The organism is Paenibacillus pinisoli (assembly GCF_003605435.1).
GTDB classification, from domain to species: Bacteria; Bacillota; Bacilli; order Paenibacillales; family Paenibacillaceae; genus Pristimantibacillus; species Pristimantibacillus pinisoli.
The window spans coordinates 350,187-366,459 of sequence record NZ_QXQB01000003.1 but is presented as its reverse complement, the minus strand read 5'-3'; the positions used below and the strand labels follow the sequence as shown (position 1 = coordinate 366,459).

9 protein-coding genes are annotated in these 16,273 nt (G+C 55.6%); 8 read left to right on the top strand and 1 reads right to left on the bottom strand.

The features are described from left to right. Positions 1–7 precede the first annotated feature (7 nt). From gcvPB to D3P09_RS15085, 7 genes are all read left to right on the top strand, one after another. Positions 8–1,579, top strand: coding sequence for an aminomethyl-transferring glycine dehydrogenase subunit GcvPB (gene gcvPB, locus D3P09_RS15115; protein ID WP_120111596.1), 1,572 nt, complete (start codon positions 8–10; stop codon positions 1,577–1,579). Positions 1,580–1,911: 332 nt separating this feature from the next. After that, positions 1,912–2,448 carry a MarR family winged helix-turn-helix transcriptional regulator gene (locus D3P09_RS15110; RefSeq protein WP_120111594.1) on the top strand — a complete coding sequence of 179 codons (537 nt, stop codon included), beginning with the start codon at positions 1,912–1,914 and terminating at the stop codon, positions 2,446–2,448. A 30-nt stretch (positions 2,449–2,478) separates the two neighbouring features. Next, a complete protein-coding gene (locus D3P09_RS15105; protein WP_120111592.1) occupies positions 2,479–3,939 on the top strand; it encodes an aryl-sulfate sulfotransferase in 1,461 nt (486 codons plus the stop codon). A 55-nt stretch (positions 3,940–3,994) separates the two neighbouring features. Beyond that, complete coding sequence (locus D3P09_RS15100) at positions 3,995–4,930, top strand: ABC transporter substrate-binding protein (RefSeq protein ID WP_424452450.1); 936 nt, start codon at positions 3,995–3,997, stop codon at positions 4,928–4,930. Between the two features lie 12 nt (positions 4,931–4,942). Further along, on the top strand, positions 4,943–5,719 hold the full coding sequence (locus D3P09_RS15095) for an ABC transporter ATP-binding protein (RefSeq protein ID WP_120111588.1): 777 nt from the start codon (positions 4,943–4,945) through the stop codon (positions 5,717–5,719). A gap of 58 nt (positions 5,720–5,777) precedes the next feature. Beyond that, positions 5,778–6,554, top strand: a complete 777-nt coding sequence (locus tag D3P09_RS15090) for an ABC transporter permease (protein ID WP_120111586.1) — start codon at positions 5,778–5,780, stop codon at positions 6,552–6,554. A 1,278-nt stretch (positions 6,555–7,832) separates the two neighbouring features. Beyond that, complete coding sequence (locus D3P09_RS15085; protein WP_120111582.1) at positions 7,833–8,501, top strand: C40 family peptidase; 669 nt, start codon at positions 7,833–7,835, stop codon at positions 8,499–8,501. Here the strand turns inward: D3P09_RS15085 and D3P09_RS15080 are convergent. Beyond that, a complete protein-coding gene (locus tag D3P09_RS15080) occupies positions 8,453–9,115 on the bottom strand; it encodes an SIMPL domain-containing protein (protein ID WP_120111580.1) in 663 nt (220 codons plus the stop codon). The two genes, D3P09_RS15085 and D3P09_RS15080, sit on opposite strands and share 49 nt — an antisense overlap. A gap of 375 nt (positions 9,116–9,490) precedes the next feature. Between D3P09_RS15080 and D3P09_RS15075 the strand changes: the two genes are divergently transcribed. After that, on the top strand, positions 9,491–16,054 hold the full coding sequence (locus D3P09_RS15075) for a lamin tail domain-containing protein (RefSeq protein ID WP_133305011.1): 6,564 nt from the start codon (positions 9,491–9,493) through the stop codon (positions 16,052–16,054). Positions 16,055–16,273: the final 219 nt, after the last annotated feature.

Below are 16,273 nucleotides of genomic sequence, written 5' to 3'. Positions count from 1 at the left end.
CGATCATATGAAACCGATCAAGAGAGAGCATAAAGTAAGAGCCTTTCACCAGGCGAAATGGGATGAGCCGGTTATATTTGAATTGCATCAGCCCGGCGAGCGCGGCGTCTGGGTGCCCGAGGCGGAGGCTGAAATCAAGGAAGCGGTCGGCGATGGCGTATCGCAAATTCCGGCATCGATGCGCAGAAGCGAAGCGCCCAAGCTGCCGGAAATCGGGCAAGCCAAGGTATTGCGCCATTATTTGAGATTATCGCAGGAAACGCTTGGCTCCGACCTCAATGTCGAGATCGGGCAAGGCACCTGCACGATGAAATACATTCCGCGCGTCAACGAGTTTCTGATCCGCAGCGACAAGGTAGCCGATCTGCATCCGCTGCAGGATGAAAGCACCGTACAGGGCATGCTGGAAATCTATCATCGCATGGATCTGGCGATGCGGGAGATTTCGGGCATGGATGCATTCAGCTTCCAGCCGAGCAGCGGCACGCAGGCGCTGTTCGCCATGGCGTCGATCGTTCGCGCCTATCATGAGGCGAACGGCGAAGGCGATCAGCGCGATGAGATCATTACGACGATCTTCTCCCATCCATCGCAAGCGGCAACGGCTGCGGTCAAGGGCTACAAGATTATTACCCTCTACCCGGACGAGAACGGCTTCCCGGATATCGAGAAGCTGAAGGCGGTCATCTCGGAGCGGACGGCGGGCTTTGTCGTGGCGAACCCGGAGGATACGGGCATCTTCAATCCGCGCATCCGCGAATTTACCGACCTGGTGCACGAAGCGGGCGGGCTGTGCTTCTATGACCAGGCGAACGCCAACGGGCTGCTCGGCATTGCAAGAGCGAAGGAAGCGGGCTTCGATATGTGCTTCTTCAACCTGCACAAGACATTTGCCGCGCCGCATATGTGCGGCGGTCCGGCAACGGGCGCGCTCGGCGTGGTGGAGAAGCTGAAGCCATTCCTTCCGGGGCCTTATGTCGAGGAAGAGAACGGCCGTTACACCTTCAAGTGGGATCAGGAGCTGAGCATCGGCAAAGTGCGCTCCTTCCATGGCGTCGCCCAGACCGTGCTGCGCTCGTACGCCTGGATCCGCAGCCTTGGCGCAGAGGGATTGCTGAATGTGGCCCAAATCGCCGTGCTCAACAACAATTATCTGTACCACCATATTACGAAAATCCGCGGAGCCAGCGCGCCGTATGTCGAGGGCATGCGTCTGGAGCAAGTGCGCTACAGCTGGGAGCAGCTTGCGCAAGAAACAGGCGTGACAACCGAAGATGTCCAGCGCAGAATGTGCGATTTCGGCCTCCATTACTGGACCAGCCATCATCCGTATATCGTACCGCAGCCGTTCACGCTGGAGCCGACGGAATCGTACTCCAAGGACGATCTGGACGAGTACATTGCCGCGCTGGAGCATATCTCTTACGAGGCGTACAACGAGCCGCAAATCGTCAAGGATGCGCCGCATGCCAGCACCGTGCATCGCATTGACGAATCATCGCTCGACGATCCGGCGCTGTGGTGCACAAGCTGGAGAGTTTACTTGCGCAAGACGGGCCTTGCCGCAGCGCAGAAGTAACTGCTGGGCCAGAACGACTGGAGCCCAAAAGCGAAAGCGCCATATGATGAACGAAGCTTCCGCGTCTCTTGAACAGGGCGCGGGAGCTTTTTTTGAGGTGTCATCATTTATATTTATTATTCCCACTTGACAGGTATGAATAATTGGTTTAGTCTGTATTCAACGCAAATCAACGAACGCTCATTTAATGATTGGTCATTTGATGAATGTTCATTATCTTAAAATTAAATCAATCAGTCGCCGATTGGACCGCCAAAGGCTCCTGCTTTTCTCTACTTGCTAGAGGAAGCCAGGAGTTTTTTTGTTACCTGGCGTTGGATGAAGGGGGATACATGGACAACAGGGATTGGGAGCTGCTTGAGGAAGCGGATTGGCTGTTCCGCAAGCTGGTCAGACGTTTTGTGAAGGAGCGCGACAAAATTACGATTGAAGGCATTTCGCTGCCAGGCATGCTCATATTGAACTCCATCTCCCAGCAGGGAGACCAGCGTCTTGGGGAGCTGGCGGAACAATTGGATTTTACATCCGGAGCAGTCACAGCGTTATGCGACAAGCTGGAGGATGGCGGTTTTGCCGTCCGGGTGCGAAGCGAGGAAGACCGCCGTACCGTGGTTCTGCGGATTACCGGGCAAGGGCGGGAGCTGCTGAAGCGCAATCGGGATGCGGGAGCCTATATGATCTCGATATTGTTCGAGGGCTTTACGTCCGAGGAACTGGCTGCGCAAGTCGGGTCTTTCAAACGACTGAGCCGCAATGTGGAACGATTCTCGGATACCGTGATGGCTTATGCGGCGGAGAAGCAGGCTGGGAGCGAGAAGGCGAAGAGCCAAGAGCCGTCAAGCCGTACGAATCGATTTATATCTTACTAATCTTTGACGCGAGAGAGGAGCAATTTTACGATGGGACACCCTACGATTTATCCGACAGGAACGACGGTATATAACCCGGTCAAGGCATGGAGCGGCTATACGCTTTATCAGGCGGCGGAGACGGGCGCGCTGCTGGTCGATATGAACGGAAGAGAGGTGCATCTCTGGAAGGGACTGAGAGGTTTTCCGAACAAGCTGCTGCCCGGCGGCTATGTGCTTGGCAGCACGGCGGAGCGCGATCCGCAATACGGCTTTCAGGATGAGCTGAATTTGGTGCAGGTCGATTGGAACGGCAATATCGTTTGGAAGTTCGACCGCTATCAGTGGATTGAAGATCCTGGACATCCAGCTCAGTGGATGGCGCGCCAGCATCATGATTATCAGCGTGAAGGCAATCCCGTCGGCTATTACGTGCCCGGCCAGGAGCCGAAGACGGATTCCGGCAATACAATTGTACTGGCCCACAAAAATGTAAGCAGGCCTGAGATCTCCGATAAAGAGCTGCTGGACGACACGATTCTTGAAGTCGACTGGGAAGGCAATGTGATATGGGAATGGACGTGCAGCGACCACTTCGAGGAGCTGGGCTTTGACGAAGATGCGAAGCTGGCGCTGTACAAGGATCCGAATACGAGATTTTTTGGTACAAACGCAGGCGACTGGATGCACATCAATTCCGCTTCGGTGCTTGGCCCGAACAAATTTTATGACGAGGGCGACGAGCGGTTCCATCCGGACAATATCATTTGGGATGCGCGCGAGACGAATATAATTGCCATTATTGATAAAAAAACAGGGAGCATCGTATGGAAGCTCGGCCCGAATTACAATGACGAAGCGACGAAGCATATCGGCTGGATTATCGGCCAGCACCATGCCCACATGATTCCGAGAGGACTGCCGGGAGAGGGCAATATTCTTATCTTCGACAACGGCGGCTGGGGCGGCTACGGCTCGCCGAATCCGGAATCTCCGGACGGTCTGAAAAACGCGAGGCGCGACCACTCCCGCATTCTGGAGATCAATCCGGTCACGCTCGAGATCGAATGGCAATATACGCCGACGGAAGCGGGCTTCCAGGCACCGCTTGATTCCTACCGCTTCTACAGCCCGTATATCAGCTCCGCCCAGCGGCTGCCGAACGGCAATACGCTCATTACGGAGGGCGCGGACGGACGCATTTTCGAAGTGACGCGTGAGCATGAGCTGGTGTGGGAGCATATCTCCCCGTATAAAAACAAACGGAACTCCAACATGGTCTATCGCGCTTATCGCGTGCCGTACGAATGGGTTCCTCAGCTGGAGCGTCCGGTCGAGACGGAGATTGCGCTGCTGGATGTAGCGGACTATCGGCTGCCGGGCGCAGCGCCTAGAGGTGCGATTACAGCAGTAGAAGTGGAAGGCACATTGTCATATGGAGAGGGTGCTTTATGCGTGGCACGCACCGATGAGGCTCCAGTGAAGGAGGGGGATAGCCATGAAGGATCGTAGCTCGTTCAAGCGTTGGAATCTGGTGCTGCTGACCGTGGCCGTAGCTGCGGCACTGATGGCTGGCTGCTCCAGCGGAAAAAACGGAGACGCCAAGCTTAAGCTCCGAATCGCAGACATTACAACGAACACGGTATTTCAGGTTGCGAAGAGCAAAGGTTTCTTCGAGAAGCACGGCATTGACGCCGAGCTGGTGACATTCGCGACTCCGGCCGAGGGGGTTAACGCTCTCTTCATCAAGCAGGTTGATGTCGCGTTCGGCGCCGATTTCCCGCTGCTTAATGCCGTCAGCAAAGGCGATTATTCCATTATCGCCTCCTCCGGCACCGCCACCGAATTGAGTGCCAGCGAGTGGAAGCTGTTCGTGCGCAAGGAGATCGGCAGCGCGGCGGATTTGAAGGGCAAGAAGCTGAGCTTCTCCAGAGGCACCTTTGTTCCGTACCTGTGGGACGTATATTTGGCGGAGAACGGCATTGACCTGTCCGAGGTTGAGCTGATCGGCCAAGGCGGCTTTGATGAAGCCTATGTCGCTTTGAAAAAAGGCGAGATCGACGGTGCATGGGTGTACGGCGCGGTACTGAACGAAAAATTCGGCGCGCTGGAAGAAGCCCGCGAGCTGACGGATATGTCCCAGACGCCGGTGCGTCTGGGCACGGGGCTGATTACCTCTAATGAGCTGATCGGCAGCAAGCGGGACGGTGTCATCGCGTTTTTGAAGGCGGTCGACGAAGCTGCGCGTTATGCGCAGGAGCATCCCGACGAGACGGCTGATATTTTGTACAAGGAAGTGAAGCAGCCGCGCGAGGCGACGCTGAAGGATTTGCCGAAAAATCCGTGGAACATCGGGTTTACACAAAAGGCTTATGAGGGCATGGCCGGCCAGAAGCAGTATATGGTCGACAACGGCATTATCGAGAAGGATTTTAATCTGGACGATAAGTTGAATCTGGAGCTGGTGCGGGAGGCATTCCCGGATCGCGTCGAATTGAAATAGGGGGATGATGGGATGAGCGCAGCGCCGAAAAGCAATGAAATTTATATCGAGCGATTGAATAAAAGCTATTCGCAGCCGTCGGCAGGAGAACTCCATTACATTATCAAGGATGTGGACTTGACCGTTAAAGGCGGAGAGTTTTTTGTCCTGCTGGGGCCAAGCGGCTGCGGCAAGTCGACGCTGCTCAGCCTCATCGCCGGCTTCGTCTCCAAAACCTCGGGCGAGGTGCGCGTCGGGGAAAAGGAAGTGGTGCGTCCCGGCCAGGATCGCGCCGTCGTCTTCCAGCAGGCGGACTCCTCTCTGTTCCCTTGGCTGACCGTTCGGGAAAATGTAGAATTCGGGCTTCGTATGAAACGGATACCGGCTGCCAAGCGGAAGGAGATTTCCGACAAGTACATTGCGATGGTCGGCCTCTCCGGGCATGAAGGGAAGTTCCCGCGCGAGCTTTCGGGAGGCATGAAGCAGCGTGTGCAGCTCGCCCGCGTATTGTCTAACGATCCCGACATTCTGCTGATGGATGAGCCGTTCGGGGCGCTCGACGCCATGACCCGGCGCACGATGCAGCGGGAGCTGGTCAACATTTGGCGCAGCACCGACAAGACGGTCATTTTCGTGACGCACGACATTCAAGAAGCGCTTCTGCTGGGCGGCCGGATCGGGATCATGTCAGCGGGACCGTCGTCGCGCATCTCCCATATTTACGAAGTGCCGCTGTCGTATCCGCGCGATCTGGCCTCTCCGGATTTCCACCAGCTGCATGGGGCGATCCAATCGCATTTTGAAGAATAGCAGCTCAATCGTTGGGAGCACGGCGTATGATTTTGATTAGGGAAACGGAGTGATCATCATGAGTGCGAGGTTGAAAAAATGGGGGGTTCACAGCCTCTTCCTGCTAGGAGGATTAGCGGTGTGGCAGCTGCTTTCGCTCGTGTATGGACCGGAGATACTGCCGGGACCGATCTACACGGCGCAAGGCGGATATGAGCTGCTGCAGGACGGCACGCTGCTGCAGTATATCGGCATCAGCTCGTACCGGGTGCTGGCGGGGTGGACGCTGGGCAGCCTGATTGCGATTCCGGTTGGATTGATTATCGGCAAAGTAGGGGCCATTCGCGCTGTAGCGGAGCCGTTTTTGAACTTCATCCGGTTCATTCCGCCGATTGCGTTTATTACGCTCTTCCTGGTGTGGTTCGGAATCGGCGAAACGTCCAAAATTGCATTGATTCTGTACGCGACATTTTTTATCGTCGTCTTGAACACGCTGACCGGCGTCTTGTCGGTGGAGGAGGACAAAATCCGCTCCGCACGCAGCATGGGTGCATCGGAATGGCAAATTGTCTTGCATGTCATCATTCCCTCCACCGTTCCCTATATGTTCACCGGCATCCGGCTGGCGATGGGCACATCCTTTATGGCGATTATTGGGGCGGAGATGATTGCATCCAATGAGGGCGTTGGCTACTTGATCTGGAACTCTCGTCTGTTCTTCCGCACGGATTGGATCTTCGTCGGCCTGATCTGCCTTGGCCTCATGGGCTTCCTGACCGACCGCGGCGTCGCCTGGATCGGCCGCAAGCTGCTGTCCCGTTACGGCGTAGTAAGCACGACTTCGCTAAGACGCTGATGCTTGGCTGAAATAGTCGCAACGAATGCGCAAATATGCAAATGCAAAGTGTACGGGAGGGCAATATGCAAATGCATTAACTTACGCGAGTGGTAATAGGTAAATGCATTATGTGCCGCGAGTGGTAATAGGTAAATGCAAGCGTGTGCTGATAATGTGCAAATGCAAGGCGTGCGCTGATAAGTAATGTGTAAATGCAAAGCGTGTGCTGATGAGTAATATGCAGATGCAAGGCGTACGTCAATGTGCAAAGCAAGCAAAGAAGCTCCGCAACCTGTGTGGTCGCGAGGTTTCTTTATGTTCTGAGACATATATGCTCTATTGTTATGCTCTGTGTGGAGTGCTAGCTTTATTCACCTGAAGGAACAGGGGCCAAAATTGAAATAACTTTACGACATAACGCTAATTAGGAGTTGGCACTAAAAACCAGAAAATAACGTTGCCTCACATCGCTGCATGCCAGGTTATGCTCGACTTCAGCGAAATAGCGCCGTCACACACCGTTGCAAGTCTGGAAGTGCTCGTTTTTGGCGTGCAACGCCGCCAGGCATCGTTGCAGGTTTGGATGTGCTCGTTTTTGGCGTGCAACGCCGCCAGGCACCGTTGCAGGTCTGGATGTGCTCATTTTTGACGTGCAACGCCGCCAGGCACCGTTGCAGGTTTGGATGTGCTCGTTTTTGGCGTGCAACGCCGCCAGGCACCGTTGCAAGTCTGGAAGTGCTCGTTTTTGGCGTGCAACGCCGCCAGGCACCGTTGCAAGCCTGGATATGCTCGATTTTGGTCTGCAACGCCGCCAGGCACCGTTGCGGGTCTGGAAGTGCTTGTTTTTGGCGTGCAACGCCGCCAGGCACCGTTGCGGGTCTGGAAGTGCTCATTTTTGGCGTGCAACGCCGCCAGGCACCGTTGCGGGTCTGGAAGTGCTCATTTTTGGCATGCAATGCCGCCAGGCATCGTTGCAGGTTTGGATGTGCTCATTTTTGGCATGCAACGCCGCCAGGCACCGTTACGGGTCTGGAAGTGCTTGTTTTTGGCGTGCAACGCCGCCAGGCACCGTTGCAAGCCTGGAAATGCTCTTTTTTGGCGTGCAACGCTGCCACGCCCCGCTGCATGCCCCAATTTGCTCGCCGTGAGCAAAATAACGCTGCCACACGCTACTAAGGCACGTTCAGGCCAGTACCACACAGAGTTGGTACTATTCCGTCGCTCGGACCGTTGATATATTGGTACCAAGTCTTAAACATACGACTGGCTGCCATTATGAACGAAGAGGTGACGGATATGACAGCAGGCAAAACCAAAACCAATCATCCGAAGGTTGCTTCCAAACGCCCATCATACTTATATATTTTGCTTACGAATACGGGAACGGCATTTTCGAGGCTGATTCAATGCTTTACGAATGCTCCCTATAACCATGCGTCCATCGCGCTAGATCCGGAGCTGAACGAGCTGTACAGCTTTGGCCGCAAGACGGCGCGCAATCCGCTCAATGCAGGCTTTGTCCAAGAGGACATCTATTATGGCACTTACAGCTATTATCAAAATACATCCTGCATCGTGCTGCGGCTCAAAGTGACGCGCCAGGAGAAGGAAGCCGTCGCCGCGGCAATCGAGCAATTCGGCCATGAACGGGAGCGCTATTCCTACAATTTGATCGGTCTGATCGGCGTATTGCTGAACCGCGACCTCGACATTCCGGACGCTTACTTCTGCTCGCAATTCGTGGCGGAGGTGCTCCGCAGAGGCGGACTCTCGCTATGGAATAGCCCGGAAGCGGGCGAATTGCCGCCTGCTCTCGTGACGCCTCAGCACTTCCATCACCACCCCCGGATGGAGAAGGTGTACGAAGGCAAGCTGACCGACTATCCTGAGCTGGATCGCCATAAGCTGAACGTGTCTTATGCGAAAAGATACCAAAGCCGCACAGCCGCTTTGAAAGTCAATTGACCCGGCTCGATCTGCGTATGACCGTCGCTGGCTGCCATCATCGTTTTGAAGCGGATGGGCTCGCCTTCGCCTCCGATTTCCTGTACCTTGCACGGCACGGCGGACAGGGATACGCCAAGCGCTGCCGCAATGCCGGCCGCTTTCTGCTGGGCGCGGCGCACAGCTTGCGCTAGCGCCTCCGCCTGATGCTTCTCCGCTTCGGAGGAGGCAAATGCTACCTCGGAGATCAGATTAGCGCCATGAGCGGCAGCCGTGTCCAGCACCGTGCCGGCATTCTCCACGCCATCCAGCGAGATTTGCAGCAGATGCGTGGCCTTGTATCCGCGAAAGACTTGCTTGCCGTCCTCATAATCATATTGCGGGTCGATGCTGTACGATTTCGTCTGCACATTCGATCGCGGCAGCCCAAGCTCCGTCAGCGCTTCGATAATGGAGCTGATTGCAGCTGCATTCTCGCGCTGGACAGGCACAACCTCTTTTCCTTCCGTCACAACGCCGAGCGTAATGATCGTCCGGTCCGGAGCTGCCGATGTCATGCCTTCCCCGCTTACCTCAATTGTGAAATCACAGCTATCCTTTTCCGCGCCTCTTTCGCCTCTGTTCAGAATCGTCATACCCAAACACTCCTTTCGCACGCTCTCCTGTTATTTTGTTATTCTATGGATTCTTTAAACGTGTCATTCTTGAAGCCAGGCAAGTCTATTACTATTACTTTTTTTAGGGCGTTCGTCCCCTTTTTCTGTTACTTTTTTTACAACTTCTCAAAATCTTCTTCACACTCTCGTAACATTCGTGTATATAATAAGGCTAACAACTGAATTGAATTAGGGTCGGAGAAGACGAGAAAACCCTGTTTGCACGAAGGCTGGAAGCAATTTGCTTCTACCTGAATCAAACGGGGTTTTCTCTTTTTTTGTTGCAAAAGCTATCGGACCCGGATTCGCAGGTTGTGAGATTGGTAGAAACCAATATTTCTGGGAGGGATCGTGTTGAAGAAAAAGTTTCAGAAGTGGAGTGCGTATGTGCTGGTTGCCGCCTTGCTCGCAGGCTTGCTGCCGCAGGGATGGACAGACCGCGCGCATGCGGCCGAGTCGCCGTCAGCGCTGTGGATCACCGAGATCGTGCCGCGTTCCGGGGGAGAGGGCCAGCCTTATGAATTTATCGAGCTGCACAACAGCAGCGAGGCAGCGATCAATCTGAATCAATATCAGCTTCAATACTTTACCAGCAGCATGACGAATCCGGCCAACCGCTGGCCTATTGGCAATACGACAATCGGGGCAGGGGAGACCAAGGTGCTATGGCTGAAAAAGTTCGACTACCCGAATGTCCCGCTGGAGGACTTTAACGCCAACTACGGCGTTTCGATGGACTCCGCAGATGTCATTGAGATAGCGCTTACAACATCGGCGCAAGGTCTTCATGACAGCGCACTTCGCAAAGTGGCGATCGCGGACACAACTGGACAGCCGTTAGTGTCGGCCTTGTTCAACGAAGGCACAGCCGATGGCCTTCTAAATCGCAGCGTTATCTACAAGCCAGGAGACGCAACAGAGATGAAGCGGCTGCGCAATGACGAGACGCCGACGCCGGGCACGCTTCTGGTGGAGCAGTTGCCGGGAGCGCCTGATCCGGGCGGCGAGCCTGAGCCTACGCCATCGCCGGGCGAGGGCGATATTGCGGCGCCGCTTCCGGGCGAGCTGCTCATTACGGAGCTAATACCGGATACGGCTAACTTTGCCGGATACGACGCCTTTGAATTTATCGAGCTGTACAATGCTGCAAGCCATCCCGTAGAACTTCAGGGCCACACGGTTGCTTCCGCCAGCTGGACTGTAACCATTGAAGACTCTCTTGTGCTGCCGGAGTGGAGCACCTATGTGATCTGGACGCGCAGAGGCGAGATTGCGCCAATCGGCATGGATGCTTTCAACAGCTATTATTACGCCGAATATGCGGGCAAATATGTGCGCGAGGGCAGCTATCGCATCTTTGAGAACATTGGCGGGCTGACGAACAGCGGCAATCAAAACGTCACGGTTCGAGGCATCACAGGCAATGAGATTGCCAAAGCTTCCTACTCCGCCTCGCATGTGGCGGAAGGCAAATCGATTACGTTCCGCTATCCAAGCGGAGGCGGCACAGCCATGGAGCTGACCGGGGGCTTGCAGGCGCCGACGCCGGGTTATGTCGTAGCGGGACAAGCTCCTCCGAAGCCAGTCGTCAACACGGAAGCGCCACAAGCTCCGGCTGGGCTGACCGCTGCTGGAGGCGAGGGTTCGGCAGAGCTTAGCTGGTCTCCGAACGGAGAAGCGGACCTGTGGAGCTACCGCATCTATATGGATGGACAATTGCAATTCGAGGTGCCGGCATCCCAGCTTTCTTTTAGGGTAGACGGGCTGATCGGCAATGTTTCTTACGACTTCCAAGTAAGCGCGGTGAACAGATCGGATCTGGAATCCGCTCCTTCTGCGATTGCCTCAGCAGAGCCTAATCATCAGAAGCTGACGCAGACGGAGCGGGCACCGTTCCAGCAGCCGGATAAATATGCGCTGACCTGGGCGATTGGCGAAGCCGGGCCGGTTATTCCCGGCCTTGCCGAAGGCGTCGTGCCGCAGGGCATTGCTTACGATGAAGGGTTGGACTGGCTTGTAACAGTGTCGTATATGGATGACGGCCGTCCCGGCGTGCTGTCGGTCATGCAGGCATCGACAGGCGTTCAGCTGGAGTCGCTCGCGCTGATGAACGAGAACGGTACGCCTTACATGGGCCATGCCGGGGGCGTATCCATTATCGGCGAGCATGTGTGGGTCGCTTCGGAGACGTACCTGTACCGGCTCGACGTTGCGGATATTGAGGCGGCCCAGCATGGCGGAGAGGTGCGCTTCACAGGAGTCATTCCGGTGCCGCTGCAAGCAGCCTTTATGACTTATGCGGACGGAGTGCTGTGGGTAGGCGAGTTCTATGAGGCGAAGTCGTATCCGACCGATCCTCAGCATCATATTGCGAACCGGGATGGCGAGACGCATTATGCATGGATGGCGGGCTACGAGCTGTCGGTCGACACCGGCCTTCCGGGCGCAGACAACTGGAATGGAGATAAGGCAGCAACAGCAACGCCTGATTATCTCTTCTCTATTCGGGAAAAAGTGCAAGGAGCGGCATTCGACGACAGCAATGTCTATTTGAGCACATCGTACGGTCGCGCCAATGACAGCACGCTATTCCGATACCGTACGCCGGATCTGGCAGGCACGCCGCATGCGAGCGCTGTAGTGAACGGCGTGACCGTGCCGCTGTGGTTCCTGGACGGCCAATCCGCAGCAGAGACGAATGCTTCGCTTGTTACGGTGCCGATGTCGGAAGGCATTGCCGTGGCGGGAGGAGAGCTGTATGTATTGTTGGAATCCGGGGCGAACAAATACCGGTATACCACGACATTCATTATGGACCGGATGCTGAAGCTCAACCTGGCGGCATGGGAGAACTACGGCACGGAGCCTCCGGCAGCGGAGCGGCCGCCTGTTCGCGTCTCGCAATTCATGTACGATGCGCCGGGTGCCGATGACGGCAAGGAATATATTGTGCTGCGTAATTACGGCACGGAGCCGGTGGATATCGGCGGCTTCAAGCTGGGTGACGGCATTAACGAAGGCGGCGGCGAAGGCATGGCAGAATTCCCGGCCGGTACGGTGATGGAACCGGGAGAGGTCATCGTTGTGAGCCAATCCGCGCTTATATTCAAACAAACGTACGGCGTATCGCCAGACTTCGAAGTGCCATGGGAGGGCGTATTCAGGCCGCAGGATGATCCGTCCGTTCCTAATCTGCTGCCGACGACATGGTCCACCGGCGTCATCCAGCTGGCGAATGGCGGCGACGAAATTCTATTGATGGATAGAGCCAATGAAGTTGTTGATTTTGTGCCCTATCTGAAAGATATGACGTACCGCGGCATTGCTTACAAAGGGGTAACGGCTGCGGCGGGCGGCAACGGCAATGCGATTCATCGCATCAGCGATACCGGCGTTCCGGCAGCGGACTTTGCGGCTGCGCCGCCGGAGCTGCCGAACAGGCCGATCCCGATTCCGACCAGCCAGACGCTGCTCATTACAGAAGTGGTGTACGATCCCCTTTTTGAAGAGATTACGGGCGAGTATATTGAGCTGACGAATATTTCCCAACAGCCTATTGATATAAGCGGCTATTATTTGGGCGATGAAGAAACGGAAGGACAGGCAGCTGCGGAAGGGATGTATAACTTCCCGGAAGGGACGGTGCTTGCGCCTTATGAGGTCATTGTCGTGGCCAAAAATGCCAAAGGCATTGAAGAGCGTTATGGCATCAAAGCTGATTTCGAGCTTGACGAGTCCGATCCAGCAGTGGCGAAAATGATTCCGAATTGCGATTGGGGCTGCGGCAATATGCAGCTTGCCAATACGGGCGACGAGGTGCTGCTGCTTGACCGCAATAAGGCTTTGATCGATGTCGTCGTGTACCGCTCCGGCATGTATATGGGCATTGAAGCCCATCCGGGCGTTGCGGGCGGGCATTCACTGGAGCGGATTAGCGAAGCGGATACGAAAAACAGCCGCGCCGACTTTATCGATCAGCCGAATCCGACGCCGGGATTGCTGCTGTTCGGGCCATATGGACGTCCCGATCTGATTCCGGTACCGGACTTGAAGGAGAATGTGCTGTTGACCGAAGAGCCGCAGAGCAGGCTGGCTGCTGCGCCAACGATAGCGGATGCTTCCGGCGTGCTGCCGGACACCTTAGCCGCAGGAACATCGGCTTTTCTGCTGACGGTTGGCTTATCGGGCGGCAAGCTGATGGCAACCAATGTGAACATGGAGCTGAAGGATGCGCTGCAGCGGCTTGACGGCCATAGACTGCCGATGCTTGAGCTGAGGGACCGTTCGCTTATGCTGGCGGTACACGGATTGCTGGTCGAGCTAGGCATGCAGGATGTCATGATCGTCTCGGGGAATGCGGCCATCGTGAAGGACATGCGCGAGCTGAATGATGAATATCGCGGAGTTGTGCGTATGGAGGGCACAAGCTTCAAGCGGGAGCAATGGAGCGATATCGTCATAGCCGTGAGAAACAGCACTGGCTTGACAGCTCTGCTGGATTACCGGGCCGCAAGCGCCGAGCTGACCTCTTACTTGGCTGCGCGGGGAATCTCCGTGTGGGCATACGGAATGGAGCAAGAGGCTGACCTTCACCAGGCGATCGCGGCAGGCGTTACCGGCTTGATGACAAGCACACCGCAAGCGGCGGTAGAAGCGATCGAAAGCTATGGCGAACAAGCGACGCTGAGCGTTCCGCCGTTGTTCGTCGCGCATCGCGGCATGAGCTCGTTGGCTCCGGAGAACACGATGGATGCCTTCAAGCTTGCGGTAGAGATGAACGCTGATGTGATTGAAACAGATGTGCTGCGCACCAAGGACGGGGAGCTGGTGCTGCTGCATGATTTTACAGTAGACCGGACAACAAATGGCAGCGGACGGGCGAGCGAAATGACATTGGCTGAGCTGCAGGCGCTGACGGCCAACCGTACGGATCAGGCAGCATGGCAGCCGATCTATGATCAATTCCCGGATGCCCGAATCCCTACTCTGACTGAGCTGCTTGCCTATGCAAAGGATAAGGATATTGTACTGGCGCTGGAGATGAAAGGGATCGGATACGAGCGGGAGCTTGTCGATCTGATTGAGCAATACGGAATGGTCGCCAATGTCTATGTGTCCAGCTTCAGCAGTGAGGTACTAAAGCGGGTGCATGAGTTGAACCCGCAGATTGGCATCGGCTTCGTGCTGGACGGCGGCGCGCCTGAGGCGGGCAAAGAGCTGGTGCAAGCGGAGAAGCTGATTACGGACAATGTGCAGCTTGGCGCATTCCTGCTGGCCAATACGACATTGATGACGCCAGAGCTTGTCGCCTATGCCAAGCAGCGCGGCGTGACCGCCGTAGGCTGGACGGTGAATACAAAGAGCGGCATGCAGGAGCTGGTGACGCGCGGAGTCGGCGGCATTATTACCGATTATGCGAACTGGATGAATGAGCTGCCAACCGGTCTAAGCAGCCTGCGGGCAAGCGGCAGCTACACGCTGCGTCCGGGAGCAGAGCTGGCCTTTGATGAGCTTGTTGCTGTTGCATCACGGTCAGGAGCAGACATTTCATTGAATGGCGGAGTCCGCATTCTAGGCGAAGCTTCAGGCGCTGTGGAACTGGACGGCAATCTGATCAAGGCAGTTAAACCCGGTCATGCGACTCTGCAATTCTATCATGACTTCCCGTTGTTCCAGCCGGTGGAAGGAGAGGCTGTGCCGGAGTCGAGCTGGAGAGTCTATTCGGCGCCGATTCGGGTGACGGTAGCGAATCAGACTGCACCGGTCACACCGGGGGATGGCGGACAAGGTTCGGAGGACGCATCCAGATATGAACCTGCCGCAGCCGAGATTGCTGCCTTTGGCGGCAAGCTGAAGCTCAGCGGCAAGCAGACGCTGCTGTCCATGCCGGGTGGTATGAGCGATTGGCTTCCTGCGGACGGCTTGTCTGTCCAAGCCGGTTCATGGACGCTGCAGCTCCCATCCAAGCTATTGCAGGCAGCGCTGCAAGCCCTGCCTAAAGAGCAGCGGGAGGATGGCAGGCTGGAGCTGTCCATGATTCCGGTCGAGGCAGCGCAGAACGGGATTGATGGAATGAAGCAGCGCGGCATGATCATGGATTTCAAATTGGAGGTCGTTGATCGAGACGGCAATCGGAAGGTCGTAAGTTTGTTTAGTGAAGAGGCTGCTATGCAATTCCAGCTTGAGGAAGGAACGGATCCATGGCTTGCGGGCATCTACCAGCTGATGAATGACGGAACGCTGCGTTATGCCGGAGGCAAGGTGAACAACGGATATATCGAAACAGGCAGCATGCACTTTAGCCGCTATGCGGTAATGGAATACAGCCCGACATTCCATGATGTGCCAAGCCTGCACTGGGGGCATGAAGCGATTACGAGACTAGCTGCCAAGCATATTGCAGAAGGTACGGGAACTGGCGGCTTTGCTCCGGAGCGACCGGTGACGCGAGCGGAATTTACGGCTCTGCTTGTCAGGGCGCTGGGCTTGCAGGCAACGGCCGGCGACATGCCGTTCTCGGATATTGCAGGCGGAAGATGGTATGCCGATTCCGTTGCGGCAGCCTACCAGGCGGGACTCGTAAGCGGAGTGTCGGAAGATACCTTTGCGCCTGAGTCGAAGATCACTCGCCAGCAGATGGCGATTCTGCTTGTGCGCGCCGCGCAGTGGGCTCAGCAGCATGGGCAAGAACAAACGAGCGGCACAGGAACATCTATAGCGCGATCCAATTCGTTTGACGCGCTGCGGGATAAGTCTGACATTGCCGACTGGGCCGTGCAAGAGGTAGCCGCAGCACTTGAGCAGGGGCTTATGCACGGTCGCGGCGAAGATCGCTTCGCTCCGCTGGAGCAAGCAAGCCGAGCCGAAAGCGTACAGGCGCTATACAACTTTGTAGTGAAACTTAATCTATTGCCTTAAACCATAAGAGAGCTTGCTGATTTAAAGTTATGGCTAGTCATGCAATTACTGAGAAGGGTTGTCCCCAAGTCATCACTGATGACTTGGGGACAACCCTCTTATATTGGATATGTCGGGATTATGAATCCAGGCAACTTAATTGAAAGGAAATGATGCGGATAAATCCGTCGAAAGGAGAGTTCTAAGCAGCAAAAACCTTCTTAAAGTTGCTGAAGCAGG

Coding starts and splice junctions, on each gene's coding strand:
- gcvPB (WP_120111596.1), top strand. CDS start 8: ATGAAACCGATCAAGAGAGAGCATAAAGTAAGAGCCTTTCACCAGGCG.
- D3P09_RS15110 (WP_120111594.1), top strand. CDS start 1,912: ATGGACAACAGGGATTGGGAGCTGCTTGAGGAAGCGGATTGGCTGTTC.
- D3P09_RS15105 (WP_120111592.1), top strand. CDS start 2,479: ATGGGACACCCTACGATTTATCCGACAGGAACGACGGTATATAACCCG.
- D3P09_RS15100 (WP_424452450.1), top strand. CDS start 3,995: ATGGCTGGCTGCTCCAGCGGAAAAAACGGAGACGCCAAGCTTAAGCTC.
- D3P09_RS15095 (WP_120111588.1), top strand. CDS start 4,943: ATGAGCGCAGCGCCGAAAAGCAATGAAATTTATATCGAGCGATTGAAT.
- D3P09_RS15090 (WP_120111586.1), top strand. CDS start 5,778: ATGAGTGCGAGGTTGAAAAAATGGGGGGTTCACAGCCTCTTCCTGCTA.
- D3P09_RS15085 (WP_120111582.1), top strand. CDS start 7,833: ATGACAGCAGGCAAAACCAAAACCAATCATCCGAAGGTTGCTTCCAAA.
- D3P09_RS15080 (WP_120111580.1), bottom strand. CDS start 9,115: ATGACGATTCTGAACAGAGGCGAAAGAGGCGCGGAAAAGGATAGCTGT.